Raw genomic sequence first — 25,501 nt, 5'->3', positions numbered from 1 at the left:
GGCGCGATCACAAGGTAGGATACGCGTACAGCAGCAAAATAATTCAACCTTCAACTGAATTTTTCCGTAGACGTGCCGTATGGTCAAAAGAGATCCCCGTACTTGCCGAATCCTCTTCTCGTTGGGCCCTATCACCGCTCGTGTCGCCGGCATTGTTTTCGTGCCGATGCTGCTGCCCGCTTCACGGCTCTACCGCGATCACCACCGCTGGAACCGTCACCCAAAGCGGCAGCACCACTTGGGATGCCTACGGGGTGTATGCCTATAACGATCCGTCGGCCACCGATATTACGCTGACCCAAACGGGTGGGGCGGTCTCGGGCCAGAACTACGGCATATACGGAAACAATCAAGGCACCGGCTCCACCGTCATCGGCGTTGCCGGGGATGTGACGGCCACCGAGGGAATCGGCGTTGCCGGCTATAACGGCGGCCTGGCACAAGACATACGCATCAACCAGACCACCGGCACCATTACCGGCCATGAATTCGGCATGGTTGCCGATAATGGCGGCACCGGATCCATCCAGATCACTTCCTCAGGCCGTGTCAGTGGTGGAATTTACGGAATATATGCCTCGCAGGCGGGCGCCGGCCCCACGGCCATCGCCATCCATGGCGACGTGAATGGCGACGCCGGCGCGGGCATTCTGAGCGTCAGCGGCAGCGATGTCACGATCGACATCGCGCCGCCGATAGCGATGACGGTCTCGTCAATGCCGAAGGCAATGACACCTTCACCTGGACCAGCGGAACCTTCACCGGCGGGTTCTACGGCCAGGACGGCTCCGACACCGCCACGGTAAGCGCCGCCACGTACGACGGCAGCCAGATTCTGGATGGCGGCGATGGCACCTCCATCGCCAACGGCATGATCGATACGCTGAACCTGCGGGGCGTCAACGCCCGCGCGCCGGGCGGCAATATCGCCAACTGGGAGCTTGTCAGGATGGATGGCGGCATGCTGGCCATCAAGGAAGGGGCCTGAAAGGTCGGCATGGCCAATGAAGCCGGCACCGGTGTCTTCCTGAGCAATGGCGCCACGCTTGACGGCATGGCCGCGCTCGCCGGAGGCGATTACACGGTCAATGGCAAGCCCGCCATCGTCGCCGGCGCCTATGCTTACCAATTGCACCAGGGCGGCCTGTCGACCCCCGACGACGGTGACTGGTACTTGCGTTCCCAGCGGGTCTCGCCCGCGGCCGGCGGGCCGGAGGCCGCCCCGGCACCGCTGTATCAGGCCGGCGTGCCCTCGTACGAAGCCTACCCGCAGGCCTTGCTCGCCTTGAACAGCGTGCCCACATTGCAGCAGCGTGTCGGTAATCGCGTCTGGACCCGGGCCGGCCATCGCCTTGCCGATAGCGCCGGTTCGGCCGGTGCCCTGATCGAAGGCACCGGTGCCTGGGGCCGCATGGAAGGCGCTTATCGGAACATCAAGCCGCGCTCATCCACCTCGGAGACCGCCTACGACCAGAACATCTTCAGAATGCAGATCGGCGTAGACCGCGAGCTGACGGCCTCCGAGAACGGCAAATGGATTGGCGGACTGGCCGTCCACTACGCCCACGGCAAAACCCACACCAGGTCTGTCATTTTCAGAAGACGACTGCACCAGTTGATTGGGCGTAATGGCTGTTGTGCAGCCAGCTCCTGACAGTTCAATATCAGAAGTGATCTGCACCAATCTCGACTATGCTCAATACTCGTGTGCACCAAAGCGAGGTGAGCATGGCGACGGAGGCTCTGTTGCAAAGATTGGCGGCAGTCAGAGGTAGGCTGTCGCTCTGCGCCGATCAGGCGGCTGCTGCGAAATGGTGGTTGAGCATGCCCATGGCCTCCGTCAGCGCCGAGGGCCCAATGCCAAAAGCTCTCTCCACAAGGCGCACCTCGCCCCTGATGCCGGGCTGCAGGCACCAGGGGCGAGCCTGTCCTTTGCGCAGGGCTCGCATGACTTCGAATCCCTTGATCGTGGCATAGGCCGTGGGGATCGATTTGAAACCGCGCACCGGCTTGATCAGTATCTTGAGCTTTCCGTGATCGGCCTCGATCACGTTATTGAGGGCTCTGTTGCAAAGATTGGCGGCAGTCAGAGGTAGGCTGTCGCTCTGCGCCGATCAGGCGGCTGCTGCGAAATGGTGGTTGAGCATGCCCATGGCCTCCGTCAGCGCCGAGGGCCCAATGCCAAAAGCTCTCTCCACAAGGCGCACCTCGCCCCTGATGCCGGGCTGCAGGCACCAGGGGCGAGCCTGTCCTTTGCGCAGGGCTCGCATGACTTCGAATCCCTTGATCGTGGCATAGGCCGTGGGGATCGATTTGAAACCGCGCACCGGCTTGATCAGTATCTTGAGCTTTCCGTGATCGGCCTCGATCACGTTATTGAGATACTTCACCTGCCGGTGGGCCGTCTCCCGGTCCAGCTTTCCTTCGCGCTTCAATTCGGTGATCGCTGCACCATAGCTCGGCGCTTTGTCGGTATTGAGCGTGGCAGGCTTTTCCCAGTGCTTCAGGCCTCGCAGGGCCTTGCCCAGGAACCGCTTCGCTGCCTTGGCGCTGCGGGTCGGCGACAGGTAGAAATCGATCGTGTCGCCCCGCTTGTCGACTGCCCGGTACAGGTAGGTCCACTTGCCCCGCACCTTGACGTAGGTTTCATCCAGGCGCCAGCTCGGATCAAAGCCACGCCGCCAGAACCAGCGCAGCCGCTTCTCCATCTCCGGGGCGTAGCACTGGACCCAGCGATAGATCGTCGTATGGTCGACCGAAATGCCGCGTTCCGCCAGCATTTCCTCAAGGTCGCGATAGCTGATCGGATAGCGACAATACCAGCGCACCGCCCACAGGATCACATCACCCTGGAAATGGCGCCACTTGAAATCCGTCATCGTTCCGTCCGTCCAATCTCCGCCAAGCATGCTCAAGCTTCACGATTTTTGCAACAGAGCCCACACGAGTATTGAGCATAGTCGAGATTGGTGCAGATCACTTCTGATATTGAACTGTCAGGAGCTGGCTGCACAACAGCCATTACGCCCAATCAACTGGTGCAGTCGTCTTCTGAAAATGACATTTGGTATCTCTCATAAACGGATGTTTTTGAGAGAACTATCTTCGGCCTTCACACGCACGAAAGGCGGCGAAGCTCCGCCGTTAATCCGTCCGCCGGAGATCTCGCCCAGGCAGGCTGAAGGCCGAGCAAGCCTGACAGGCCCGAAAAGCCCGGCACGGGCGTCGGCGGCGATGACGGCGGCGGCATTATCCAGGGTTGATGATGGAAGTGGAGGATATCGACAACCTCTCGCGCAACCAAGACATCGCGGTCGGACTGCAAGTGATCTTGAAGCCACGGGCCCGTCCCACCCCGACATGGACCTCGATGCCCGAACGGACGTTAGATTTCGAGTTCTAGGCGTTCTGCGATGAAGGTTGGATCCCAGCCGGGATTGAAAGTGTCGACGTGGGTGAATCCGAGCCGCTCGTATAGGCCACGCAGGTTCGGGTGGCAGTCGAGCCGCAGCTTGGCGCACCCCTGCGTTCGCGCGGCATGGCGGCAAGCCTCGATCAGCGCGGAGCTGACACCCCGGCCCGCATGTGTCCGTCGCACCGCGAGCTTGTGCAGATATGCGGCCTCCCCCTTGAGGGCGTCGGGCCAGAACTCGGGATCCTCGGCCGACAAGGTGCAACAGCCGACGATGCCGTCGCTGCAACTCGCGACTAGGAGCTCGGATCTCAGGACGAAGGTCTCCGCGAATGTCCGGTCGATCCGCGCGACGTCCCAGGCGGGCGTTCCCTTGGCGGACATCCACGCCGCAGCGTCGTGCATCAGCCGCACAACCTCGTCGATATCACCCGAGCAGGCGACCCGAACGTTCGGAGGCTCCTCGCTGTCCATTCGCTCCCCTGGCGCGGTATGAACCGCCGCCTCATAGTGCAGTTTGATCCTGACGAGCCCAGCATGTCTGCGCCCACCTTCGCGGAACCTGACCAGGGTCCGCTAGCGGGCGGCCGGAAGGTGAATGCTAGGCATGATCTAACCCTCGGTCTCTGGCGTCGCGACTGCGAAATTTCGCGAGGGTTTCCGAGAAGGTGATTGCGCTTCGCAGATCTCCAGGCGCGTGGGTGCGGACGTAGTCAGCGCCATTGCCGATCGCGTGAAGTTCCGCCGCAAGGCTCGCTGGACCCAGATCCTTTACAGGAAGGCCAACGGTGGCGCCCAAGAAGGATTTCCGCGACACCGAGACCAATAGCGGAAGCCCCAACGCCGACTTCAGCTTTTGAAGGTTCGACAGCACGTGCAGCGATGTTTCCGGTGCGGGGCTCAAGAAAAATCCCATCCCCGGATCGAGGATGAGCCGGTCGGCAGCGACCCCGCTCCGTCGCAAGGCGGAAACCCGCGCCTCGAAGAACCGCACAATCTCGTCGAGCGCGTCTTCGGGTCGAAGGTGACCGGTGCGGGTGGCGATGCCATCCCGCTGCGCTGAGTGCATAACCACCAGCCTGCAGTCCGCCTCAGCAATATCGGGATAGAGCGCAGGGTCAGGAAATCCTTGGATATCGTTCAGGTAGCCCACGCCGCGCTTGAGCGCATAGCGCTGGGTTTCCGGTTGGAAGCTGTCGATTGAAACACGGTGCATCTGATCGGACAGGGCGTCTAAGAGCGGCGCAATACGTCTGATCTCATCGGCCGGCGATACAGGCCTCGCGTCCGGATGGCTGGCGGCCGGTCCGACATCCACGACGTCTGATCCGACTCGCAGCATTTCGATCGCCGCGGTGACAGCGCCGGCGGGGTCTAGCCGCCGGCTCTCATCGAAGAAGGAGTCCTCGGTGAGATTCAGAATGCCGAACACCGTCACCCTGCTGCGTAACATCGTTGCTGCTCCATAACATCAAACATCGACCCACGGCGTAACGCGCTTGCTGCTTGGATGCCCGAGGCATAGACTGTACAAAAAAACAGTCATAACAAGCCATGAAAACCGCCACTGCGCCGTTACCACCGCTGCGTTCGGTCAAGGTTCTGGACCAGTTGCGTGAGCGCATACGCTACTTGCATTACAGTTTACGAACCGAACAGGCTTATGTCCACTGGGTTCGTGCCTTCATCCGTTTCCACGGTGTGCGTCACCCGGCAACCTTGGGCAGCAGCGAAGTCGAGGCATTTCTGTCCTGGCTGGCGAACGAGCGCAAGGTTTCGGTCTCCACGCATCGTCAGGCATTGGCGGCCTTGCTGTTCTTCTACGGCAAGGTGCTGTGCACGGATCTGCCCTGGCTTCAGGAGATCGGAAGACCTCGGCCGTCGCGGCGCTTGCCGGTGGTGCTGACCCCGGATGAAGTGGTTCGCATCCTCGGTTTTCTGGAAGGCGAGCATCGTTTGTTCGCCCAGCTTCTGTATGGAACGGGCATGCGGATCAGTGAGGGTTTGCAACTGCGGGTCAAGGATCTGGATTTCGATCACGGCACGATCATCGTGCGGGAGGGCAAGGGCTCCAAGGATCGGGCCTTGATGTTACCCGAGAGCTTGGCACCCAGCCTGCGCGAGCAGCTGTCGCGTGCACGGGCATGGTGGCTGAAGGACCAGGCCGAGGGCCGCAGCGGCGTTGCGCTTCCCGACGCCCTTGAGCGGAAGTATCCGCGCGCCGGGCATTCCTGGCCGTGGTTCTGGGTTTTTGCGCAGCACACGCATTCGACCGATCCACGGAGCGGTGTCGTGCGTCGCCATCACATGTATGACCAGACCTTTCAGCGCGCCTTCAAACGTGCCGTAGAACAAGCAGGCATCACGAAGCCCGCCACACCGCACACCCTCCGCCACTCGTTCGCGACGGCCTTGCTCCGCAGCGGTTACGACATTCGAACCGTGCAGGATCTGCTCGGCCATTCCGACGTCTCTACGACGATGATTTACACGCATGTGCTGAAAGTTGGCGGTGCCGGAGTGCGCTCACCGCTTGATGCGCTGCCGCCCCTCACTAGTGAGAGGTAGGGCAGCGCAAGTCAATCCTGGCGGATTCACTACCCCTGCGCGAAGGCCATCGGTGCCGCATCGAACGGCCGGTTGCGGAAAGTCCTCCCTGCGTCCGCTGATGGCCGGCAGCAGCCCGTCGTTGCCTGATGGATCCAACCCCTCCGCTGCTATAGTGCAGTCGGCTTCTGACGTTCAGTGCAGCCGTCTTCTGAAAACGACAAGGTCCCCGCATGGCGACGGCGACATCACGACCGATGGTTATGGCGTCGGGGCAACCCTGACCTGGTACCAGCAGGACGGCTTTTATCTGGACGGCCAAGCGCGCCTGACCTGGTACGACAGTGATCTGGGCTCCAAACTGGCCCGCAAAAACCTGGTTCAAGCCAACAAGGGCTTCGGCTATGCGTCCTCCATCGAGGGCGGCAAACGCATTGCGCTGGATCCGGCATGGTCCATCACGCCCCAGGCCCAATTGGTGTATTCCAATGTGGACTTCGACACCTACACCGATACGTTCGGCGCCCGCGTCGGCAATGGCCAGGGCGACAGTCTTCAAGGCCGCCTGGGCGTGGCCCTGGATTACGAACGCTCGCGTGGCCATGCCAGAGGCAAGCCCGTCCGCACACACGTCTACGGATTGGCCAACCTCCACTACGAAATCCTGGACGAGACAACGGTCCACGTCGCCGGCAAGCGCTTCGCCAGCGGCAATGATCGCCTATGGGCCAGCCTGGGCGTCGGCGGTTCCTACAACTGGAGCGGCGACAAATACTCCATTTACGGCGAAGGCCTGGTCAATACCGGCTTGAACCCATTCGGAGACAGCTATTCTGTCGTCGGCCAGGTGGGCTTTCGGATGAAATGGTAGAAAAAGAAACCTGCATGATGCAGGTGCTCTTTGAAACTGTGGCGGAGCGGAGCGGACAGGACTCGAACCCGCGACCCCCAGCGTGACAGGGCTGGTATCGAAGTCAATGTTTATGCGGGTTTCCAGCCAAATCGTATTCCAAAAAAACCTCAAAAGCATGTCGATTTCATGCGGTTTTGCAGGCTTTTATTCCAAATTTTCTGACTCGAAACCCTGGGCCCAACCCTAGGCAGGCTCAAGTACGCGCATCTCAATGTGCAGTCCAGCGGCAGCGGCCATATTGACCAGTGCATCAAGACCAAAAACATTGATTTTTCCACGCATCAGGTCAGAAACGCGGGGCTGGGTCACGCCAAAAATCTTGGCGGCTTCGGCCTGACTCATCTTGGCGTGGACTATGTGGTGCCTAAGCGCCGTCATCAGGGTTGAACGAAGCTTCATGTTTTCCGCGACTTCCTGGGTGTCTTCGATGGCATCCCAGATGCTGGCAAATCGTTGGTTGCTCATTTGCTTAGTTCCTGCAATAGGTCTCGATAACGTTTCGAGGCCAGATCTATATCCGCCTTGTTGGTTTTCTGCGTCTTTTTCTGAAAGCAGTGGATCACATAGACGGCATCGGCGAACTTGGCGATGTAGATGACCCTGAAAGCGCCCTCACTATCGTGAACGCGGATTTCTTTGACACCTTGGCCCACTGCTTTCATAGGCTTCCAGTCGTCCGGCTCCCTACCGTTTTGCACCTGATCGATCTGGTAACCCGCTTCGCGCTTGGCAGAGGGCGGGAAGGCGCGAAGATCATCAAGTGAGGTTCCGAGGAACTCGACAGACTTGGATGGCGGCAAGCGTGATTTATACAATATTTTGTATGTTTTGGCAAGCTCAATGCCATCTCTTTACTGTCGTAGCGGCTGCTGGCTCAAAGATAGGCAGGGAGCATTCTCTAAGGGGAAGCCCTTGGAAAAGAACCCGCTACCTATCGCAGGCATGTACGGGGGCCAGAAACGTCGTGGACTTGGCTACACACGAAGAGGGGATACCACAAAATGCGCACAAGCTCTTCGCTAAGCTGAAGCAAGGAAGTGCAGCCGAGTTTCCATTTTTGTTTGATAGCCAGCCTGATGTTTAGGCCAGGAGAGTATTTGCGCTGGAGTTCCGGGCCGGGCTGATCGTTACCCTTCACGCTCAGCCAACGCCCTGGATGCTAAACCTTTACGCGCATGAGCTCGAAGCCTTTACCAAGACCGAGCAACCGCCTAGGCTGAGGCACAAGGGCTGATACCCATCTCACAATTATCTTCGGAGGTGGCAGGTTGCTACTTAGCCGATGACGTTCGCTCTTGAGGTGATTGGATAGTCAACCTGCTTGGCGTCCTAAAGGCCGCCACACTTCGCAGGCATGGGCGGGGGCATCTGAACGTCGCTCGTTGTGCTCCCGGAGTACGTATTGCGCAATGCGCATTGCATAATACGCAGAGTGTGATGCGCACCCATTTAGGCGCATAAATCAGTAGGGGAGAGGGGGTAGGAATACCGGCAACTTGGACCGGTATTCGCTAAGGTGGCCCAGCTCGGAAAGCTAGGCCTGGTGCGGCTTTCCAGCCAACCCGAAAGTCGGATAGTCCAAACTTTGGAACGAAAAACCCGACTTTGGAATATAAATCGAGACGAAAAAAAGCACTTACATGGTGTAAGCGCTTGATTTCACTACATTCTTTGGCGGAGCGGACGGGACTCGAACCCGCGACCCCCGGCGTGACAGGGCCGGGGGTGAAGTCAATGTTTACGCGGGTTTCGGGCGGTTTTTGATTCCAAAAACGTGATTTTACACCGCCAAAACATGCGGTTCTTCGGCGACATGTTCCAAATTTCCAGCAGAAATTAGAAATAACTAATTAGTTTCGCTTGACTGTTCTGTTATGCATGGCTAATAATTACAACAAAGCCATAGCTAACAAAAGGAGGCCATATGTCAGCCACCCCCATCATTCCAGGGCGACTGTACCGCGTTCGCAGCGCCGGCGTCGACGTCACCGTTATAGCACCGAACGGCGCTGCCGCGATCATCGTGATGCTGGACTGGGGGGAACCGTCATGCGCGCTCTGATTCAGACGGTCTTGCTGGCAGTGCGCCGCTATCGTGATCCGGCCCTAAACCTCTCCTGGCGCGCCAGTTGGCGCGGCGCGCGAGGCTGGAAATGACTAGCCACCACCGACGCGGCGAGCCGACACGCGACGAGCTACATCACGCGCTGCGCGCATCAGGGTGCTCCATCAGCCTTGACGACGCGCTCAAGAGCCCAGCACTGGCTCTCGCCCTGAAAAACACGGCCGCTGCGCTTTCTGACATCAAGCCTGGGCGTCTGACCATATCCACGCGCATTGACTTCCAACGCCGCGCAGCGAACGACGACACGGAATCCGATCTATGAAAAAGCGCCGCACACCCCGCTTGATACGGATCCCGGTCACCCGCGTTCTGCGCGATGAGTTTGCCATGATGCTCTATACGTCCATGGCCTGCCTGGAGAGCTCCCCGACAGCAGCGGCCTACAACAACTTGGCCGGGATTATGAACGTTGTCCAGATCGCCCTGGAGAACGACCGCCGACACCAACATGAAGCTCGACTCATAAACGGGGCAGCGAGCGCAATGAATCAAGTCGCCGGCAAGGCCGAGGCCGGGATGCCCTTGGCAGAACATGAACTCGCAGCTATCCGCGTCGGTGTCAGCACGGTGGATGGCTTGCTCGGCCGACTGGACGTATCAGCCCTTTATGTGGCCACCCAACAATTGCGCGCGATGCGTCAAGCCGCTGCACTGACATCAACACAGGAGCCCTCATGACCATGGAAGACCTTGCATACGCACATCTGTCGTTTCCACCCAATGCACCGGCATCACGGCGCGAGACAGCGATGATGTCGGCCGCAAAGAGACAAATAGCCTCGACCCGCGCATTCATTCGGATGTACGACGCCGTGGTCGCCGGCATCAACAGCCAGGACGATGACATCGATGTGAATACGCTGGCGAATTTTATCGAAATGCTCGACAACTCGACGGAAGGACTGGCGCGCATTGTTTATGCAGATGGAGGCGATACAGGTGGCCGACACGCTATTGCTGACTAGGGAACAGCTGGTGGAGCTAACGGGCACCGTGCAGCCTGCGCGCATGGTGGCCTGGCTTGAGAAAAGACATTGGGTGTACGAGCCAGCAGCGCGACGCGGCGAAATCCCAAAAGTATCCCGTAAGCATTTTGAAGACCGCATGAGCGGACGATCTACGCCCCACGCCGCCCGAAAGGGGCCACGGCTGGACTTTATGACACTGGAGCACAGACATGGATAGAAAGACCATCAGCCAGCACCTGGCCTCATCCGGCGCGCACGAATCGGCGCGCCATTTTATCGACTTACTGCTAAGCGTTCCGCACGATGAGGGCAGCAGCAGCCAACTCGTGATCAGCCGCGCAAAAAATCGAACGACCGTCGATTTTCGCGTGCTATGCACGCTGCCGGACACCCAGAACGCCCCCGGCCTGACGCACCCCGCCGCCGTTGAGGTTCTAGGCGTAGCGCTTGAGCGCGCGCCGGATGGTAGCGCATACCGAGTCCACCGGATTGACGCGAACGGGTATCCGGTGGAGCGACCCATGGATCGCAGGTATTTCGATAGTCACCCCGTGTTTGGCAACATCACGCCCGAAACACTAGACGGTCAGCATATGGTGCGGGTGCCCAGGTTCTGGGTTCGCGGGGAAATCCTAGATCGCGGGCCGTTTGCAGGATCGCCCGCATGGTTCATTAGCGATCGGCATCGCCCAGGCTTTAGAGTTCATGGCGGCTTTATAAGCCAAAAATTCCCAGATGGGGCGCCTTATTTCTTTATCGGAGCGTATCAGGCCAGCATGGATGGCGACACGCTCGCGTCGGTGCCTGGTGTGCTGCCAGCTACGCGAATGACGTTGGATCAATTTTTCGATGCGGCGGCGCGCAGAAATAGCGAAGGCAAGACTGGCTGGGGCATATGGACTGCCCAGCAGGCCGCCGCTATCGACTGGCTGTACTTGATCGAGCACGCATCGTTTGATTGCCAAACTGCCATTGGCCAGGGAAGGGTAAACGCCGCCGACGTTGCCGACGTCGATGCGCCGGATGTGGCCCAGGCAACGTACCGAGGGATCGCCGGACTGTGGGGCAATGTATGGCAGTGGGTAGACGGGCTAAAAATCGTCGACGGCAGTATCCATCTTGCCGACCCGACTGACCCAGGCGAATGGATCGACACAGGGGTGCGCCCACCTCGAGGCGGCTGGCACCCGACCTCGTTTGTGGATCCCGACCGCGTAGGCGATCTGTTCATTGCAAACACCCTTGCGGCCGATGAGTCCGAGGCGATCACCACCAATGCTCACTACTACGGCACCGATAAAGGCGAATACCTCCCGTATCGTGGCGGCAACTGGGCCCGGCGGTGGCGCTGCCGGCGTGTTCACGCTCCCCCCGGGCAACCCGCGCTCGGGCGCCAGCACGCCCCTCGGGTCTCGCCCCGCTTTTGTAATCTGATTTTTGGAGCGTGAAATCTGCCAAGGCGGGCGATAGCCCGCCTTCGTCAGAGAGTAAGGGAGAGACATGGAAAAAATAACGCGGCGCGTGCTCGACCCATGTTGCGGCAGTCGCATGATGTGGTTTGACAAAGAGAACCCCGATGTGATTTTTGGGGATCAACGCAGCGAGACCATAACGGTCACTGATAACTCGCGCGGCAATAGCTCTGGCCAGCGCGTTCTGCGCATCGAGCCCGACGTGCGCCTGGATTTTCGGGCCCTGCCATATCCAGACAGGCATTTTCATTTGGTGGGGTTTGATCCTCCACACCTTGTTCACGCCGGCCCGCGCAGCTGGTTGGCCGCAAAGTATGGGAAGCTAGGAAGTAACTGGCGTGACGACCTAAGCCAAGGATTCGCCGAGTGCTTCCGCGTCCTAAAGCCTAGTGGCGTGTTGGTTTTTAAGTGGAATGAAACACAGGTGCCTCTACGCGAGGTGCTGTCGTTAACCGCAGAAAAGCCGCTGTTCGGCCAGACTGCCGGCCGGCGCGGGATGACGCATTGGCTGGTTTTCATGCGGAAGCACGGATGAGCCGCCGACCCGGCCGGGGTGACGGCTTACCGTATCGGGTCTATGAGCGTCACGGTACGCGGACGTACTCAATCGGCTACAAGCTGCCAACCGGAAGGTGGGCGTTTCGACTCAAATGTCCCGTCAGTGATCGGGCCAAGATTGCGGAAATCCGCGCCGAGGCTATCCGTCGCGCCGGCGAGATCGGCCTGGGTGCGCCCGCTGACGGATCCGTGGACGCGATCCTAACCGCCTGGGTGGCGTGGCAGGAAAGCCTGCCAAACGACAGCCCGCGTCGTCGCGCCGACAGTACGATGAAAGAGAACAAGCGCGAGATCGTGCGGCTGCGCAAGGCGTTCGGCCACATGATGGCGGGCGACCTCACGAAGACAGATGCCTATGCCTATCTCGACGCTTGCGTGAAGGCCAGCCGGCCAGAAAAGGGCAACAAGGAAATATCCCTCATGCGCCGCATCCTGGAGCACGCCGTGCGCCTGGGGATCATCGTGCTCAACCCATTCGACGGCGTGGAAAAGAACGAGACGGTGGCCTATGAACGCTTGGTGTCAGACCAGGAGATCGCCCTGGCCGTCGAGGTGGGGCGCATGATGGGCGGCCCCAACATCATTGTCGCGCTCGCCCTGAAGACGGCTTGGCTGTGCCTGCGTCGGTCCGTAGAGGTGCGTGGCATGACATACGACCAGGTCACCGATGAGGGCATCCGATGGGTCGCGGCCAAGCGCCGACGCGGGGCGACCCCGCGCGTAGGCATCATCGAGTGGAGCGCCGAGCTGCGCGCCACCATTGACGAGGCGTTGGCGATCAAGCGGTACAAGGATGCCGACGAGATCTATGTATTCGGCAACCTCAAGGGGCAGCGGTACACCAAAGGCGGCTGGAAGATCACTCTGGCGCGCCTGATGACGGAATGTTCTCGGATTGCAGCTGAACGGGGCATCCCATTTCAGCCGTTCAGCCTGCAGGATTGCCGCCCCAAGGGTGTATCGGACAAGCTGGACGATGGTGCCGAAGACGTCATCGACGCGACATTGCACACGTCTGAGCGCATGGTGCGCCAGGTTTATGACCGCCGCCGCGTACGCAGGGCCAAGCCGGCTAGGTGATTGAGCTGTTAAGGCAGCCGACGATGAAACCGGACACCACACGATCGAGCGCCCGCTTTTCCGTGGTCGATAGCCGTTGGTATCTGTCAAGAGGAACGGTAAAGGGCCATCCGTCCGATTGCAGTGCGATGGCGGGCGCATTGCGGTCGTGCTCGCCTTCCTTAATGCGTTTCGGGCCTTGGCCCGTGGCCAGCCACCACGTGTGCACGCCAAAGAAAGCGGCCGCGCGAATGGCGTTTTCCGCTTCCATCTGCTTTGTCTTTCCAGACAACCAGGCGGCCACGGACGGCCCTTTCACGCGACATGCGCGCGCCAGGTCGATGGCCTTGATGTCAGGGCGTTCAGCAAAAAGTTCGGCGAAGCGTTCGGCGAGAGTAGACATAGCTTGCAGACCTTATCAGAAAACAAGTAAGATGTGGCTTCGTGTTAAAACATAGCCATAACTAATGGAGGCACCATGACCAAGAAAGGCAGAAGCGGCACACAGTTCGGCCACCCAGACGCCTACCTGATCGAGGCTTTAGGCGGCACCCGCGCCGCCGCCCTGATTTTCGACGTCAGGCCACAGGTGGTTAGCAAGTATCGTAAGACGGGCATGCCGAAATATCGTAAGGCATACCTCAAGCTGTTGCGACCAGACCTGTTCGAAGGCCCTGCGGCGATCACTGGACAGGCCCATTGTGCTGATGCCCAGGAAGGTAGTCATGCGTAATGTGTCGCACACCTTGATCGGCATCTTGCGCGACGAGATCGCCGAACACCGCCGGGCGCACCGTCTCTCCCGAGAAACCGTCGCGGCGAACATCGTCGAGGCACACGAAGCCATTGCGGCGGACGCGACGACGGGCATCCGCTTCGAGCCTCCGACCACCGATGCGTTCGAGCGGATGAAGGTCAACGCCGACCGCATCTTTCGCTGGCTCGACGACAGCACAAAAGACAACAACCTGATGCCGGCCAACTTTCTCACATCGGCCTTGGCCGGCCTGCCCGAGGACGTGCGCCGCCGCGTCCTCGATCGTTTCCTGGCCCCCTTGGGATTTGCAGTACGCGCAATGGGTCGCCCTGGCGCCGGCGCAGCGTTTTCCGCGAGCGTGGCCACAGAGTTGATGAGGGAACAGAACGAGGCCGCCATGGCCATGACCGGCTTGCTTGATGGCTACAGCCAAGCCGAGCTGTCGAACGCACACCGAGAAGTGTCCGAAGCCATCGACGCGGGCATGAAAGCCAGGGCCTTGATCGAGGCCACGATGGCTGGCACAAAAGAAGGGCACGACTGATGACGGACGATTTCGACCGCGCCAGCGAGCGCGAGCAAGAGGCGCGCGAAGCCGCCATCGACGCCACCCGCCGCGCAGCGGCGGCCATACCTAAAGGCGAACCCGGCGAATGCGATCACTGCGGCGAGCACTTCGCCCGCCTTGTGCGCGGCCTGTGCGGCTTCTGTCGCGACGGCAGGGCGCGGCCATGACGCCCCGCCCCCTTTCCCCCTTTTTGCGCCCATGCGGCCCCTCTCCCCGAGGGGAGGTAGGTGGCCGGGCCGGGTTGCCGGATGGGTTGCGATCCGGGCCGATGTGTCGTTTTTTTGCAACCCAGGCGGGGCCCCTGGCGGTTTCTGGCCCTTGCGGGGGGCCACACCCGCGAAATTTCGCTAGGCTCTCGGGCCGCAACATAGGCAACCGTCGCATATGAGCTGGAAGAACTACGACGATGTGCTGCGCCAGCTCCAGGCCGCCGGCCTGGACGTAGAGACCGACCGCTTCGAGGTGGGCACGTCAGCGCCGATCCGCTGTCGCGAGATCAACGGCGACCGCGAGCGGCGCGGCTGGTACTGGCTGAACGAAATCTGGCTGGACGAAACCCAGGCAGACGGCAGCGTCCACAAGGAACCCTACATCGTCGGCAGCTACGGTATCTTCCGGGGCCCGGACTCGGGCAAACAGAAGATCCGGCTTAGCCGCGCCGGCGTGCGCATGAGCGCGGAACAGGCCGCCGCGATGCGGGCGCGCCACGCCGAGAACGTCAAACGCGCCCGCGCGATGCGCGTGGCAGAACAGGAGCGCATCGCGCAGCGGGCAGCGGCGGCCTGGGCGAAGTACTTGCCCACCAGCGAAAAGCCCTCGAGCTACCTGCAGCGCAAGGGCGTGGCCGCCTGGGGCGTGCGCTACTCGCCATCGGGCAACGGCACCATCGCGATCCCGATCAGCGACGACGCCGGCAAGATATGGGGCCTGCAGATCGTGCGCGGTGCCGACCGAGGCCGCAAGCTCGAGAAAGAGTACTGGCCCAAGGGCCTGGCCAAGCAAGGCCACTACCACATGATCGGCACGCCTGGCTTTGTCATCCTGCTGGGCGAAGGCTACGCGACGTGCGCCACGCTGCACGAAGCCACGGGGCTGTGCACGGTGGTGGCCTACGATGCCAACAATCTGATGCCGGTCGCCCAGGCGCTGCGCAAGGCGTACCCCAAGGCGCACATCATCGTGTGCGCCGATGACGACTACCTGACCAAAGACAACAACGGACAGCCCTGGAATCCGGGCGTTGAGGCGGCCATGAACGCCGCCACCGCCGTCAGCGGTTCATGGGTCAAGCCTGAATTCCCCGATGACCGGGCCGGCCAGAAGCTCACCGACTTCAACGACCTGATGCAGTACCCAGGCGGCGGCCTGCAGATGGTACGCGTGCAGATCGAAGCGGCCCTCACCGCCGCTGGGCATTCGCCCGGTTCGCTGCGCGGCGGCGGTGGTTCGCGCGTGGGCCTTTCAGCGGGCGCGGAATCCTACCAGGGGGAAGGGGATAGGCGTAGGCGTCGCGCCGAAGCCATCATGCCGCTGGATGAACTGGTCGAACGGTTCATCCCGATTGACGACGGAACGGGCGACACCGTGTTTGATCTGTGGACGCGCCGCGTGGCCAAGCGCGCGCAAATGGTCGCGCTGCTGCCGGCCGGCGTGCGCGCCGACGACATCAAGCGCCACCCACTGTGGATCGAGCGCGGGGCCTACTACATTGACGAGATCGGCTTTGACCCCAGCGAGCAGGACAAAGCCGTCGCGCTGAACACCTGGCAGGGATGGCCCATGCAGCCAAAAGATGGCACCTGCCGCGAACTGCTGGATCTGCTGCGCTACCTGTGCAGCGAGGAAAGCAACGCCGACGAGATCTACACATGGCTGCTGCAGTGGATGGCGTACCCTCTGCAGCGCCCCGGCGCGAAGATGAGCAGCGCCATCATCATGCACGGTCCGCAGGGCACCGGCAAATCGACCGTCTTTCAGACCCTGGCCAAGATCTATGGCGATTATTCCACCGTGCTCAACCAGCGCGGGTTGGAAGACCGCTTCAATGCGGATTGGGCCGACAGCAAGCTGTTCATCCTGGCCGAGGAAGTGGTCACCCGCGCGGAAATGTGGCACATCAAGAACGAACTCAAAGAGCTGGTGACCGGCGACTGGATCCGCGTGAACCCGAAGAACCTGCCCGCGTACCGCCAGCGTAACCACGTGAACGTGGTGTACCTGTCCAACGAGGGCCAGCCGCTGCCCATCGACAACGATGATCGCCGCCACCTGGTGATCTACACGCCGCCGGCGCTGGATGAAGCCACGTATGACGCGGTCAACATCGAACTGGAAGACGGTGGCCTTGAGGCGTTCTACCACTTTTTGCTGCAGGTCGACATCAGCGACTTCCATCCCAAAAAACGCCCGCCGATGACCGACTCCAAGCAAAAGCTGATCGACTTGTCACTGCCCAGCGAGGCGGTGTTCATCCGCGAATGGCAGGCTGGCCAGCTCGAGATCGACGACAGCGCCGGGCCGATGCCGTTTTGCCCCTGCCTCGGCCGCGACCTGTACAAGGTCTACAAAAAGTGGTGCGCCATCACGGGCGTGGCCAGGCCGCGCGATGAGACGCAATTCATCGGCTATGTCGGGCGCCTGCCTGGGTGGCAAGCGGGCAAAGCGGTATCGACGCTGGAGAACCTGCAAAGCACCGCCTACAAAAACCGCAAGATGATCATCCCGAGCGATGAGGCGGTCGCTCTGGCCAAAGCCGCCGGCGCACAGACCCATGACAACAGCGACGGCGCCAAGCCGCGCGGGCGCTGGCTGGCCGAATGCTACTTCCGCTTCAACAACGCGATGGGGAGCACGTCATGATCTCTCGCCTATCACGCCCTCGTCTCACGCCGATTTCGATGGCAAGCGGCTATCTAACTATTCTCACGCCTATCACGCCCAGCGCGCCCGCGCGTGACGCGCGAAATATCCGCGCCATATATGCACCTATAAAACCGCCTCATGTGATGCGCGACCCCGTTATAGGCGTGAGAATAGTTAGATCAAGCCTTAAAGGGTATTTAGGGGTGAGATATCTAGTGAGATACCCCGTTAGATGGTGGAAAAAGAGGTTTTCCAGGGAGGGCAGGCCATGATCCTGGAGACTCGATCGGACTTCGCCAAACGCCTGGGCGTCAATAAATCCACTATCACCCGCGCTGCCCAGGCAGGGCGGCTGGTACTCGAAGGGAAAATGGTCAACGTCGAGGCCAGTCTGGCCCGCTGGCACGCGACCTCGGGCGCCCGCAGCGATGTCGCCGCGCGTCACGCCGCCCAGCGCGGCCACGATATCCCGCTGGCATCCATAGCCCACCTGGGCCAAGAAAACGCCGCCACGGGCCGTTTCGGGCCGAATACGGGCCTTGTTGCGCCGGAAGTTGCCGCGCAACCGGGCAGCGCAACCGCCGGCAGCGACATCGAAAGCACCGGCCGCGCGCGCTACAAGGCCATCGTGCTGCACTTTGAGAACGAAAACATCAAGCTCGAAATGGCGCTGCGCCGTGGTATCCGCCACCCCGCCGCCGCCGTCGAGCGCGAATCCTACGGCCTGGGCATCGCGCTGCGCGCCGCCGTCGAACGCCTGATCGACCAACTGGCCCCGCGCCTGGCGGCCCTGCGCGATGAAGCCGAACGCGCCGCGCTGCTGCGCCGCGAATGCGCCGTCCTGGCCCGATCCATGAAAGCCGAATTTTTGCAGGCGGCTCGTCGCCTGCGCCAACCCGGAGAGAAAGCATGAGCCTAGTGAGAATCCTGTTTCGCGGAACCGTAATCGACGTGCAGCCCACGGAGCGCGGCGTCGTAGACCTTGTCGTCCGCGCAGACCAGCAGTACCGCAGCGCCGGCCGGCGCCTTCTTCAATACATCGCCCACGCGCTGTACCGCGCCGGTGACCTGCTGAACCCCCGCGATTACAACGGGCTTCCCAGGGTAGTTCAACGCGTGGTGGGCGGTCAGACACTCCACAACGGCCATTCCGACAGGGCTGACGCGTACGTCCTGAATCGTTTGCCCGTTCACTTGCCCAACGGTGATGCCAGTTACAAGGCTTTTTTCGCCTACGAGGGTGTCGAAGACAAAAAGCTGGGCCTGCTGGGCGCCGCTGCCGCCGGCTTCAGCCAGGATTTGCCGGATACGCTCGGCCGTCGCGGCAACGGGCTGCACGAAGGTGCTGGTGGTGATCATGCTTCCCCCATTCTCTAGTCAATCCACGCCCAATCATCTTGGGCTTACATATAGTAACCGCTTGACGGCTCGCTGCGCACTACGCCACAATACCCATGTCACGGCAAACAACCGTGGCACGGGTTTGGAAGCCCGGAATACCAAGGCGCGCAGCCGCCTGAAAACCCTTCATGCGGCTTTTTCTATCGATGCGCGCAGCATGGCACCCCTTTGGGCGGGCCATGCGGGAGGGCGCAAGCCCTGCTGGTCCCTTGGTTCCAGTCTTCCAACCTGCATGTGCCCGCCCACCACGTTTGGAAGCGTGACGGCGGCTCTCAACCGCAACCAAGGAGTCGGCCATGACTGGTAACTTCACGCGCGCGCCTGCGCAAACCACCCATCAAACCCCCTTCTACGTCGCCGACGAAAAGAGCCGCCTGCTCTTTGAGGTGGCCGGCGGCATCGACGCCGAGACCGCCACGGTCCACGCCATCGACATCCTGCAGACCGCGCACACGGTGCTGATGCGCGCGATCGACGCCGAGCAGAACGACCTGGTCGACGCCGCCGCGCGCCTGCTGGACATGGGCACCGCCCTGGTGCGCGCCTGCGAGACCCGGCCCCAGGCGCACAGCGCCGATGAAATCGCCGCGATGCTGCACCACCACCCGTCAGCCCCGGTCGATGCCGGCGTGCTGCCGGGGCGCGCCCGCCTGGACACCGCCCACACCCTGCTGCGCGAGCTGCGCCTGGCCGGGCAGATCATCCAAAACGCCCTGCAGCTCATGACCGCCGAGCAGAAGACCGCCTGGGCCGCTGCCAACGAGGCCACCGGCTGCGCTGGCGAAGGCGTCACGCGCCGCCACGAACGCGACGCGGCCCTGGAGCTCGCGCGCAACATCCTGGGCGAGGGAGAGCACTATGAATGAGCTCATCCCCTTCGACTTTGACCAGCAGCCCGTGCGCGCCCTGCTGGACGAACAGGGCAATACCTGGTTCGTGGGCCGCGACGTGGCCGAGGCGCTGGGATACAGCGACACCATCAACGCCATCAAGCAACACTGCCGTGGGGTGGCGAAACACCACCCCATCGTCGACGCCCTGGGCCGCGCACAGGAAACGCGCCTGATCTCCGAGCCCGACCTGTACCGGCTGGTGGTGGGCAGCCGCCTGCCAGCCGCCGAACGCTTCGAGCGCTGGGTGTTCGAGGACGTGCTGCCCACCATCCGCAAGACGGGCGGCTACTTCGCCCAGGGCCCGCTTGGCCGCACGCCCGGCCAGGCCGCGCAGTTCATCACGCCCAACCCGAACCACGCCGCCGACCTGCTCACCGCTGCCGACCGCATTTTCCGCAGCGTGCAGCGCACCGCCCGCGCCACCGGCCTGTCCACCGCCCAGGCCATTCGCCGCGCCAACGATCAGGCGCTGGCCTACACCGGCATCAACATGCTGGCCGAGCTGCGCATCCCCGAGCCACAAGACCCGCCACCGCTGCCGCCGCCACCCAAGGCAGGGCACGACATCTTTGTCGAGCTGTGGGCCTGCGGACGCCTGGTGCTGCTTGACGGCCAGCCCGCGCTGCCCTTTTGCCCCTGCCTGGGAAGCCAGGCGTATGCCGCGTACCTGGCTTGGTGGGCCCGCACCGAACGCACGGGCTGGCCCCTGGATCAAACCCGGTTCATCAGCCACCTGGGCCGTCTGCCAGGCTGGCAGGCCGGCCGCGCTGCTAGCACCTGGGAGACGCCCGAGCCGAGCGATCAGCCCACCTATCGCAACCGCAAGATGGTGATTCCCAGCCCCGAAGCCCTGGCCGCCGCCGCCTTTGACGGCGCGCGCATCATCGAGCAAGACGACAAGCCGCGCGGCCAGTGGCTGGCCGAATGCCACGATGCCTTCCAGGCGGCGCTTGATGCCGCCAGCGTCAACGGAGACCCAGCATGATCACCATCCGAACCTACGAGGCATGGATCCTCGACACCGGGCAGACGCGCGACGACGCGCAGCGTCTCGAGGCGATCGATCACGAGGACGCCGCCTGCCAGTGCGTCGAGAATTACGAACGGCGCAACGCCGAATACATGGTCGGCGCGGGCGAAGTCAGTGTCACGGTGGCCGTGGCCCTGGCGGGCTGCGCACCGCAGCATTATTCGGTCACGGGCTACACCCGGCCGCACTACTACGCCACACCAGCAAAGGAGGTCGCATGACGATCTACATCAGCGGGCCCATGACGGGCATGCCAGACTACAACTACCCGGCATTCAACGCCGCCGCAGCCTCACTGCGCAGCGCCGGCTACGACGTGTTCAACCCCGCCCAGAACGGCGTCTCGCCCACCGCCGCGTGGACACAGCACATGCGCGTCGATATCACAGCGCTTATGGATTGCGACGGCATCCTGATGCTCGACGGGTGGATGCAGAGCAAGGGCGCCCGCCTCGAGCGCCACATTGCCGTCCAACTGGACATGCCGGTGCATTACGAAATCGAGTGCCTGCTCGACGCATCGCCCATCGAGCCAGTCGTGTTCGATTTCATCGCGCACCTGCAGCGCCAGCGCGAATGGTCGGCGCGCACCTTCGGGCCAGGCCCTCGCGCAGCAGGCGTGGTCGACCACATCCGTAAAGAGCTGGCAGAGATCCAGAGCGACCCCGGAGACGTGTCTGAGTGGATCGACGTGGTGATCCTCGCGCTTGATGGCGCTTGGCGATCCGGCGCCAGCCCGCAGGAGATCATCGCAGCGCTGGCGGCCAAGCAAGCGAAGAACGAAAGTCGCGCCTGGCCCGACTGGCGTACCGCAGATCCGGACAAGGCCATCGAACACGACCGTAGCAGCGCCGCCTCGGCCGCGTCGCCCGTGTGAGGTAAGCAGTTATGCAGATCGAGACCTTGCCCGTCGCCAGCCTTACGCCCTACGCCAACAACAGCCGCACGCACAGCGAGACGCAGGTGGCGCAGATCGTGGCATCCATCCATGAGTTCGGCTTCACCAACCCGGTGCTGATCGATGAACACGGCGGCATCATCGCCGGCCACGGGCGCGTGATGGCGGCCACGAAGTTGGGCCTGCGCGAGGTGCCATGCATTCGCCTGTCGCACTTGAATGAGGCCCAGCGCCGCGCCTACGTCATTGCGGACAACAAGCTCGCGCTGAATGCCGGCTGGGACGAAGCCACACTCGCCGCCGAGCTGCGCGCCCTGGCCGCGATGGACTTTGACCTGGCGCTGACAGGTTTTGATGACAAGGAGCTCGACGATCTGCTCGATGACCTGGACGCCATCGGCGAGCCCGGCCTGACCGATCCCGACGCGGCCCCGCCGCCACCGGACGAACCCGTCAGTCGCGCGGGCGACGTGTGGGTCATGGGCCGCCACCGGCTCATGTGCGGCGACAGCACGAACCTCGAGCACGTCCAGGCGCTCATGGCCGGCGAGCAAGCCGATCTGGTCTGGACCGACCCGCCGTACAACGTGGCCGTCGAGGGCAAGGCGGGCAAGATCCTGAACGACAGCATGCAGCCGGGCGAGTTCCGCGACTTCCTGCGCGGCGTGTACGCCTCGCTTTATGCGGTCATGCGCCCCGGCGCAGTGATCTACGTGGCGCACTCGGAAGCCGAACGCGCAGCCTTCGCCGACTGCCTCGTGCAGGCGGGCCTGAAGCTCTCGCAGGTGCTGATCTGGGTCAAGCAATCGGCCACGCTCTCGCGCCAGGACTTCAACTGGCAGCATGAGCCGATCCTCTACGGCTGGAAGGAAGGCGTGGGTCATTACTTCTGCGAGGACTTCACCCTGACCACCGTCATGGATGACGATCTGGACCTGCAGCAACTGAAAAAAGAACAGCTCATTGGCATGGTGATGGAGCTGCGCGGACGCACGGCCAGCAGCGTGGTGCGCCACGACCGGCCCACCAAAAGCGAGCTTCACCCCACGATGAAGCCCGTCGCCCTAGTCGAGCGCATGGTGTCCTGGAGCAGCCGCCCAGGCGAGATCGTCCTGGACTTGTTCGGCGGCAGCGGCAGCACGCTGATCGCCGCGCAAAAGTCGAACCGGCGTGCCCGCCTGATGGAGCTGGATCCGAAGTACTGCGACGTCATCGTGCGCCGGTGGCAGGAATACACAGGGGGGGGGGGCTACCCTGGAAGGCGATACCCGCACCTTCGACCAGATCGCGGACGCGCGGGAGTGATGCACTGATGGCCACCCTGTCCGACCTGCAAACCGAGCGCGAAAAGCTGCGCGCCCTGACCGCCCGCACCGACTATGAGTCGGCCCTGGCTGAAACCGTCAGCCATAAGGACGTGCTGGATCAAGCCGCCGAGCTGCGCCGCCTGGTGGCCCAGACCATGGGCATCATGCCGGGCTTGCTCGCCCAGGCCGTCGCCGGAGAACACGACGAGACGCGCGTGCATTACCTCATGGCCGACATCGCCCATACCGTGCTGACGGACATGGGCGCCCATGCCGAGGCCACGATCACCACGCTGCCCAAGGCCAGTACGCAGTTCAAGCGCGGTGTGCAGCCACGCGATCTGCTAACCGTCAGCCAATGGGCCGATCGCCATCGGTGGTTGCGCTCCGGCACGAATGCGCCTGGCCGATGGGATACGGCGCTGACGCCGTACCTGCGCGAAGTGATGGACTCGTTGTCCGAACACAGCCCGGTGCGCACCGTCGTGTTCAAAAAGTCGACGGGGGTGGGCGCGTCCGAGGCGATGATGAACTGGATCGGCTACACCATGCACCACCTGCAGAACAAAGACATGCTGGTGGTGATGCCCACGCTGGAGCTGCGTGATCGATCGCTCAACCCGCGCATGGCCAAGATGCTGGATGAGTCCGAGGCGCTGCACGGCCTGGTGACAAAATCCACGCGCGACAAGGCGAACCGCGCCGAGGTGGTCGAGTATGGCGCCCATGCGCGTATCATCCGCAGCGGCGCGAACAGCCCGGACTCCCTGCGCTCCGACCACCTGCCCTATGTGATTTGTGACGAAGTTAGTGCGTACCCGTGGGATGTCGGCGGCGAGGGCGACCCGATGACGCTGATCGAGAACCGACAGCGCACCTACAGCCGTGCGAAATCCTACTTCATCAGCACGCCCACCACCACCGGCCGCTGCCGGATATCGCTGCAGTTCGCCCGCAGCGATCAACGCCACTACCACGTGCCGTGCCCGCGCTGCGAGAAGCTGCAGGTGCTGGAGTTCGACCGTTCGGGCACGGCTGACCACGGTCTCAAGTGGCACGCCACCGCGCCCGTGGATGCTGAAACGGGCGAGGTTATGCGCCAGTACGTCATGTCTGCCTGGTATGTGTGCAAGCACTGCCACTACGAGATCCAGGAATCGAGCAAGACGGACATGCTGGCCCATGGCAGATGGATTCCGGCGCGCCCGAACATCAAGCGCGTGCGTGGCTATCACATCAACGCGCTGTACGCGCCGGTTGGCCTGGGCACATCCTGGCGCGACATCGCGCAAAAGTGGATCGACAGTCAGGGCGACACCTCCGAGCTGAAGGCGTTCGTGAACACCTACCTGGGCGAGACCTGGGCCGAGCAGGGCGACAGCATCGAGGACATATCGTTGATCTCAAGGCTTGAGCCGTACGAACCGCACGCCTTGCCGTACCGTTTGATCACCGCCGGCGTCGACGTGCAGAAAAACCGCCTCGAGGCCAGTATCGTCGGCTGGGGTGAGAAAGAGGAAGCCTGGCTGATCGACCATGTGATTGTGCCGGGCGACACGACACAGGCTGATGTGTGGGCAGAGCTGGGCGAGGCCCTGGCGCAACATCACGTGCGCATGGCCGCCATTGACGCGGGCTACAACACCAGCGCAGTCTACGCCTTTTGCGCAAATAAGCGCTGGGCCGTGCCGTGCAAGGGCATCGGCGGCACAGGCCGTCCGCTGATCGAGGATGAACGCAAGCGCGCCGCCAGACTGCGCCGTCGCGTGCGCCGGCAACACGCCGCCGAGCCGATCGGCGTTGACCAGGGCAAGGCGCTGATCTACGCCCGACTCAAACTCGAAAAGTCAGGCCCAGGCTACATCCACTTCCCGCGCGAGGCGGCGTTCGATGACGAATATTTTGCCCAGCTGGCTGCCGAAAAGCTGGTCACCAAGGTGCGCGGTACTCGGCCGTTTCAAGAATGGGTGCAGCTGCGCCCGCGCAATGAAGCGCTGGATTGCCTGGTCTACAACTTCGCGGCCATGCGCCTGTCGCGGGTAAGCCTGGACGCGCCCGCGCCCGCGCCCGCACAGCCCGACACCACCGACACCCCGAAGCCCACCGCGCGCCCCGCGCGCCGTCGCGTGGTCAGCCGCGCGATCAATCGATAACAGGAGCCCTCATGAACAACAAAATCGTCGCCAGCCAAACCAACACGATCCTGGATGATCTTGCCGTCGATATCGGCCTGCGTGCGACCATACTGCTGGCGGCCTGGTGGGGCGGCAACAATATCGTGGTGCCCGCCATGCGGCCCGAACGCAGTGTGCTGGCCTCCATCATCGGAGAGGAACCCGCGCGCCGGCTTTCGGCGTTGTATGGCGGCGAACAGATCTTTATCCCGCGCCTGACCTGGTTTGCCGAGATCCGCAAGGCGCGCCAAGTTCACAACCTGCTCAAGATTGGCCTCGCCCGCGATGAGGTCGCCCGCGTCATGATCATGACCGTTCGCGAGGTGGACGACATGTCGAAGATCGGACAGTTTGCCGCGCAGGTTGTCGAGCACGAACACACGGCACGCCGTACGCCGCCAGACTACGAACTGGATGAACCGAAATTGCGCGGCGGTCGTGGCGGCAAAAAGCCGCGCCGCGCCGTGCGCGCACCCTCACCAGAAAACGCCGACACCAAAGGGTAATAGGGCAAAGGCTGTCACAATGCCTTACAACTGTAGTTTTTATGTTATAGG

28 protein-coding genes and 1 pseudogene are annotated in these 25,501 nt (G+C 62.2%); 21 read left to right on the top strand and 8 right to left on the bottom strand.

Going from position 1 to position 25,501, the window contains the following annotated elements:
• Positions 1-254: 254 nt before the first annotated feature.
• Both OOZ48_RS08330 and OOZ48_RS08325 read left to right on the top strand, forming a co-directional pair.
• Positions 255-806 carry a hypothetical protein gene (locus tag OOZ48_RS08330; RefSeq protein WP_269497295.1) on the top strand — a complete coding sequence of 184 codons (552 nt, stop codon included), beginning with the start codon at positions 255-257 and terminating at the stop codon, positions 804-806.
• Positions 807-997: 191 nt separating this feature from the next.
• Positions 998-1,654 (top strand): autotransporter outer membrane beta-barrel domain-containing protein, encoded by a 657-nt coding sequence (locus tag OOZ48_RS08325; protein WP_442867554.1) that lies wholly within the window; start codon positions 998-1,000, stop codon positions 1,652-1,654.
• A 139-nt stretch (positions 1,655-1,793) separates the two neighbouring features.
• On the opposite strand, the pseudogene OOZ48_RS08315 reads toward OOZ48_RS08325, so the two are convergent.
• From OOZ48_RS08315 to sul1, 4 genes and pseudogenes are all read right to left on the bottom strand, one after another.
• A pseudogene (locus OOZ48_RS08315) lies at positions 1,794-2,060 on the bottom strand (DDE-type integrase/transposase/recombinase); the annotation flags it as partial.
• 54 nt (positions 2,061-2,114) lie between these two features.
• Complete coding sequence (locus OOZ48_RS08310; protein WP_001389365.1) at positions 2,115-2,879, bottom strand: IS6-like element IS6100 family transposase; 765 nt, start codon at positions 2,877-2,879, stop codon at positions 2,115-2,117.
• A 506-nt stretch (positions 2,880-3,385) separates the two neighbouring features.
• Entirely contained in the window at positions 3,386-3,886 is a 501-nt protein-coding gene (locus tag OOZ48_RS08300; protein ID WP_000376623.1) for a GNAT family N-acetyltransferase, read from the bottom strand.
• Between the two features lie 127 nt (positions 3,887-4,013).
• Positions 4,014-4,865, bottom strand: coding sequence for a sulfonamide-resistant dihydropteroate synthase Sul1 (gene sul1 / locus OOZ48_RS08295; RefSeq protein WP_000946487.1), 852 nt, complete (start codon positions 4,863-4,865; stop codon positions 4,014-4,016).
• A gap of 101 nt (positions 4,866-4,966) precedes the next feature.
• On the opposite strand from sul1, the gene intI1 reads away from it, so the two are divergent.
• Positions 4,967-5,980 carry a class 1 integron integrase IntI1 gene (gene intI1 / locus OOZ48_RS08290; RefSeq protein ID WP_000845048.1) on the top strand — a complete coding sequence of 338 codons (1,014 nt, stop codon included), beginning with the start codon at positions 4,967-4,969 and terminating at the stop codon, positions 5,978-5,980.
• A gap of 154 nt (positions 5,981-6,134) precedes the next feature.
• Entirely contained in the window at positions 6,135-6,830 is a 696-nt protein-coding gene (locus tag OOZ48_RS08285) for an autotransporter outer membrane beta-barrel domain-containing protein (RefSeq protein WP_269497291.1), read from the top strand.
• A 225-nt stretch (positions 6,831-7,055) separates the two neighbouring features.
• On the opposite strand, the gene OOZ48_RS08280 is transcribed toward OOZ48_RS08285, so the two are convergent.
• Positions 7,056-7,337 carry a helix-turn-helix domain-containing protein gene (locus OOZ48_RS08280; RefSeq protein ID WP_053244314.1) on the bottom strand — a complete coding sequence of 94 codons (282 nt, stop codon included), beginning with the start codon at positions 7,335-7,337 and terminating at the stop codon, positions 7,056-7,058.
• Entirely contained in the window at positions 7,334-7,672 is a 339-nt protein-coding gene (locus OOZ48_RS08275; protein ID WP_269497289.1) for a type II toxin-antitoxin system RelE/ParE family toxin, read from the bottom strand. The genes OOZ48_RS08280 and OOZ48_RS08275 overlap by 4 nt, the downstream gene beginning before the upstream one ends.
• 1,583 nt (positions 7,673-9,255) lie before the next feature.
• Between OOZ48_RS08275 and OOZ48_RS08270 the strand changes: the two genes are divergently transcribed.
• The 5 genes from OOZ48_RS08270 (at position 9,256) to OOZ48_RS08250 (ending at position 13,075) form a co-directional block, all read left to right on the top strand.
• The gene (locus OOZ48_RS08270) at positions 9,256-9,675 is read left to right on the top strand and encodes a hypothetical protein (protein WP_269497287.1); all 420 of its coding nucleotides are present in this window, start codon (positions 9,256-9,258) and stop codon (positions 9,673-9,675) included.
• Positions 9,672-9,962 (top strand): hypothetical protein, encoded by a 291-nt coding sequence (locus OOZ48_RS08265; RefSeq protein WP_269497285.1) that lies wholly within the window; start codon positions 9,672-9,674, stop codon positions 9,960-9,962. The genes OOZ48_RS08270 and OOZ48_RS08265 overlap by 4 nt, the downstream gene beginning before the upstream one ends.
• A 212-nt stretch (positions 9,963-10,174) precedes the next feature.
• Positions 10,175-11,413 carry a hypothetical protein gene (locus tag OOZ48_RS08260; RefSeq protein WP_269497283.1) on the top strand — a complete coding sequence of 413 codons (1,239 nt, stop codon included), beginning with the start codon at positions 10,175-10,177 and terminating at the stop codon, positions 11,411-11,413.
• Positions 11,414-11,465: 52 nt separating this feature from the next.
• Complete coding sequence (locus OOZ48_RS08255) at positions 11,466-11,972, top strand: class I SAM-dependent methyltransferase (protein WP_269497281.1); 507 nt, start codon at positions 11,466-11,468, stop codon at positions 11,970-11,972.
• Complete coding sequence (locus OOZ48_RS08250; protein ID WP_269497279.1) at positions 11,969-13,075, top strand: hypothetical protein; 1,107 nt, start codon at positions 11,969-11,971, stop codon at positions 13,073-13,075. The genes OOZ48_RS08255 and OOZ48_RS08250 overlap by 4 nt, the downstream gene beginning before the upstream one ends.
• On the opposite strand, the gene OOZ48_RS08245 is transcribed toward OOZ48_RS08250, so the two are convergent.
• Complete coding sequence (locus tag OOZ48_RS08245; RefSeq protein WP_269497277.1) at positions 13,068-13,457, bottom strand: helix-turn-helix domain-containing protein; 390 nt, start codon at positions 13,455-13,457, stop codon at positions 13,068-13,070. The two genes, OOZ48_RS08250 and OOZ48_RS08245, sit on opposite strands and share 8 nt — an antisense overlap.
• Before the next feature lie 75 nt (positions 13,458-13,532).
• On the opposite strand from OOZ48_RS08245, the gene OOZ48_RS08240 reads away from it, so the two are divergent.
• From OOZ48_RS08240 to OOZ48_RS08220, 5 genes are all read left to right on the top strand, one after another.
• Entirely contained in the window at positions 13,533-13,787 is a 255-nt protein-coding gene (locus OOZ48_RS08240) for a hypothetical protein (protein WP_269497275.1), read from the top strand.
• Positions 13,780-14,355, top strand: a complete 576-nt coding sequence (locus tag OOZ48_RS08235) for a hypothetical protein (RefSeq protein WP_269497273.1) — start codon at positions 13,780-13,782, stop codon at positions 14,353-14,355. Before OOZ48_RS08240 ends, OOZ48_RS08235 begins: the two co-directional genes overlap by 8 nt.
• Positions 14,355-14,546 (top strand): conjugal transfer protein TraR, encoded by a 192-nt coding sequence (locus tag OOZ48_RS08230; protein WP_269497271.1) that lies wholly within the window; start codon positions 14,355-14,357, stop codon positions 14,544-14,546. The genes OOZ48_RS08235 and OOZ48_RS08230 overlap by 1 nt, the downstream gene beginning before the upstream one ends.
• 217 nt (positions 14,547-14,763) lie before the next feature.
• Positions 14,764-17,238 (top strand): DUF5906 domain-containing protein, encoded by a 2,475-nt coding sequence (locus OOZ48_RS08225; RefSeq protein WP_269497269.1) that lies wholly within the window; start codon positions 14,764-14,766, stop codon positions 17,236-17,238.
• A 235-nt stretch (positions 17,239-17,473) separates the two neighbouring features.
• On the top strand, positions 17,474-18,154 hold the full coding sequence (locus OOZ48_RS08220; RefSeq protein WP_269497267.1) for a hypothetical protein: 681 nt from the start codon (positions 17,474-17,476) through the stop codon (positions 18,152-18,154).
• 2 nt (positions 18,155-18,156) lie between these two features.
• Here OOZ48_RS08220 and OOZ48_RS08215 read toward each other — a convergent pair whose 3' ends face one another.
• Positions 18,157-18,600, bottom strand: a complete 444-nt coding sequence (locus OOZ48_RS08215; RefSeq protein ID WP_269497265.1) for a hypothetical protein — start codon at positions 18,598-18,600, stop codon at positions 18,157-18,159.
• A gap of 338 nt (positions 18,601-18,938) precedes the next feature.
• Between OOZ48_RS08215 and OOZ48_RS08210 the strand changes: the two genes are divergently transcribed.
• The 7 genes from OOZ48_RS08210 to OOZ48_RS08180 are packed head-to-tail and all read left to right on the top strand — an operon-like array spanning position 18,939 to position 25,450.
• Positions 18,939-19,508 (top strand): DUF3077 domain-containing protein, encoded by a 570-nt coding sequence (locus tag OOZ48_RS08210; protein WP_269497263.1) that lies wholly within the window; start codon positions 18,939-18,941, stop codon positions 19,506-19,508.
• Entirely contained in the window at positions 19,501-20,520 is a 1,020-nt protein-coding gene (locus tag OOZ48_RS08205) for a BRO-N domain-containing protein (RefSeq protein ID WP_269497262.1), read from the top strand. The genes OOZ48_RS08210 and OOZ48_RS08205 overlap by 8 nt, the downstream gene beginning before the upstream one ends.
• Positions 20,517-20,786 carry a hypothetical protein gene (locus OOZ48_RS08200; RefSeq protein WP_269497260.1) on the top strand — a complete coding sequence of 90 codons (270 nt, stop codon included), beginning with the start codon at positions 20,517-20,519 and terminating at the stop codon, positions 20,784-20,786. The genes OOZ48_RS08205 and OOZ48_RS08200 overlap by 4 nt, the downstream gene beginning before the upstream one ends.
• The gene (locus OOZ48_RS08195; protein WP_269497258.1) at positions 20,783-21,442 is read left to right on the top strand and encodes a dATP/dGTP pyrophosphohydrolase domain-containing protein; all 660 of its coding nucleotides are present in this window, start codon (positions 20,783-20,785) and stop codon (positions 21,440-21,442) included. Before OOZ48_RS08200 ends, OOZ48_RS08195 begins: the two co-directional genes overlap by 4 nt.
• An 11-nt stretch (positions 21,443-21,453) precedes the next feature.
• A complete protein-coding gene (locus OOZ48_RS08190) occupies positions 21,454-22,776 on the top strand; it encodes a site-specific DNA-methyltransferase (protein ID WP_269497257.1) in 1,323 nt (440 codons plus the stop codon).
• The gene (locus OOZ48_RS08185) at positions 22,776-24,923 is read left to right on the top strand and encodes a phage terminase large subunit family protein (RefSeq protein ID WP_269497255.1); all 2,148 of its coding nucleotides are present in this window, start codon (positions 22,776-22,778) and stop codon (positions 24,921-24,923) included. The genes OOZ48_RS08190 and OOZ48_RS08185 overlap by 1 nt, the downstream gene beginning before the upstream one ends.
• A gap of 11 nt (positions 24,924-24,934) precedes the next feature.
• Complete coding sequence (locus tag OOZ48_RS08180; protein ID WP_269497253.1) at positions 24,935-25,450, top strand: hypothetical protein; 516 nt, start codon at positions 24,935-24,937, stop codon at positions 25,448-25,450.
• The last annotated feature ends 51 nt before the right edge of the window (positions 25,451-25,501 follow it).

This window comes from Castellaniella sp. S9 (assembly GCF_027257175.1).
Taxonomy (GTDB): domain Bacteria; phylum Pseudomonadota; class Gammaproteobacteria; order Burkholderiales; family Burkholderiaceae_B; genus Castellaniella.
The sequence above is the reverse complement of the archived record's forward strand: the minus strand, read 5'-3'. Positions and strand labels throughout refer to the sequence as shown.

Excerpts from the sequence above, each read along its gene's own strand:
- OOZ48_RS08325 (WP_442867554.1), top strand. The coding sequence starts at position 998 with ATGGCCAATGAAGCCGGCACCGGTGTCTTCCTGAGCAATGGCGCCACG.
- OOZ48_RS08310 (WP_001389365.1), bottom strand. The coding sequence starts at position 2,879 with ATGACGGATTTCAAGTGGCGCCATTTCCAGGGTGATGTGATCCTGTGG.
- OOZ48_RS08300 (WP_000376623.1), bottom strand. The coding sequence starts at position 3,886 with ATGGACAGCGAGGAGCCTCCGAACGTTCGGGTCGCCTGCTCGGGTGAT.
- sul1 (WP_000946487.1), bottom strand. The coding sequence starts at position 4,865 with ATGTTACGCAGCAGGGTGACGGTGTTCGGCATTCTGAATCTCACCGAG.
- intI1 (WP_000845048.1), top strand. The coding sequence starts at position 4,967 with ATGAAAACCGCCACTGCGCCGTTACCACCGCTGCGTTCGGTCAAGGTT.
- OOZ48_RS08280 (WP_053244314.1), bottom strand. The coding sequence starts at position 7,337 with ATGAGCAACCAACGATTTGCCAGCATCTGGGATGCCATCGAAGACACC.
- OOZ48_RS08270 (WP_269497287.1), top strand. The coding sequence starts at position 9,256 with ATGAAAAAGCGCCGCACACCCCGCTTGATACGGATCCCGGTCACCCGC.
- OOZ48_RS08265 (WP_269497285.1), top strand. The coding sequence starts at position 9,672 with ATGACCATGGAAGACCTTGCATACGCACATCTGTCGTTTCCACCCAAT.
- OOZ48_RS08260 (WP_269497283.1), top strand. The coding sequence starts at position 10,175 with ATGGATAGAAAGACCATCAGCCAGCACCTGGCCTCATCCGGCGCGCAC.
- OOZ48_RS08255 (WP_269497281.1), top strand. The coding sequence starts at position 11,466 with ATGGAAAAAATAACGCGGCGCGTGCTCGACCCATGTTGCGGCAGTCGC.
- OOZ48_RS08250 (WP_269497279.1), top strand. The coding sequence starts at position 11,969 with ATGAGCCGCCGACCCGGCCGGGGTGACGGCTTACCGTATCGGGTCTAT.
- OOZ48_RS08245 (WP_269497277.1), bottom strand. The coding sequence starts at position 13,457 with ATGTCTACTCTCGCCGAACGCTTCGCCGAACTTTTTGCTGAACGCCCT.
- OOZ48_RS08240 (WP_269497275.1), top strand. The coding sequence starts at position 13,533 with ATGACCAAGAAAGGCAGAAGCGGCACACAGTTCGGCCACCCAGACGCC.
- OOZ48_RS08235 (WP_269497273.1), top strand. The coding sequence starts at position 13,780 with ATGCGTAATGTGTCGCACACCTTGATCGGCATCTTGCGCGACGAGATC.
- OOZ48_RS08230 (WP_269497271.1), top strand. The coding sequence starts at position 14,355 with ATGACGGACGATTTCGACCGCGCCAGCGAGCGCGAGCAAGAGGCGCGC.
- OOZ48_RS08225 (WP_269497269.1), top strand. The coding sequence starts at position 14,764 with ATGAGCTGGAAGAACTACGACGATGTGCTGCGCCAGCTCCAGGCCGCC.
- OOZ48_RS08220 (WP_269497267.1), top strand. The coding sequence starts at position 17,474 with ATGGTGGAAAAAGAGGTTTTCCAGGGAGGGCAGGCCATGATCCTGGAG.
- OOZ48_RS08215 (WP_269497265.1), bottom strand. The coding sequence starts at position 18,600 with ATGATCACCACCAGCACCTTCGTGCAGCCCGTTGCCGCGACGGCCGAG.
- OOZ48_RS08210 (WP_269497263.1), top strand. The coding sequence starts at position 18,939 with ATGACTGGTAACTTCACGCGCGCGCCTGCGCAAACCACCCATCAAACC.
- OOZ48_RS08205 (WP_269497262.1), top strand. The coding sequence starts at position 19,501 with ATGAATGAGCTCATCCCCTTCGACTTTGACCAGCAGCCCGTGCGCGCC.
- OOZ48_RS08200 (WP_269497260.1), top strand. The coding sequence starts at position 20,517 with ATGATCACCATCCGAACCTACGAGGCATGGATCCTCGACACCGGGCAG.
- OOZ48_RS08195 (WP_269497258.1), top strand. The coding sequence starts at position 20,783 with ATGACGATCTACATCAGCGGGCCCATGACGGGCATGCCAGACTACAAC.
- OOZ48_RS08190 (WP_269497257.1), top strand. The coding sequence starts at position 21,454 with ATGCAGATCGAGACCTTGCCCGTCGCCAGCCTTACGCCCTACGCCAAC.
- OOZ48_RS08185 (WP_269497255.1), top strand. The coding sequence starts at position 22,776 with ATGGCCACCCTGTCCGACCTGCAAACCGAGCGCGAAAAGCTGCGCGCC.
- OOZ48_RS08180 (WP_269497253.1), top strand. The coding sequence starts at position 24,935 with ATGAACAACAAAATCGTCGCCAGCCAAACCAACACGATCCTGGATGAT.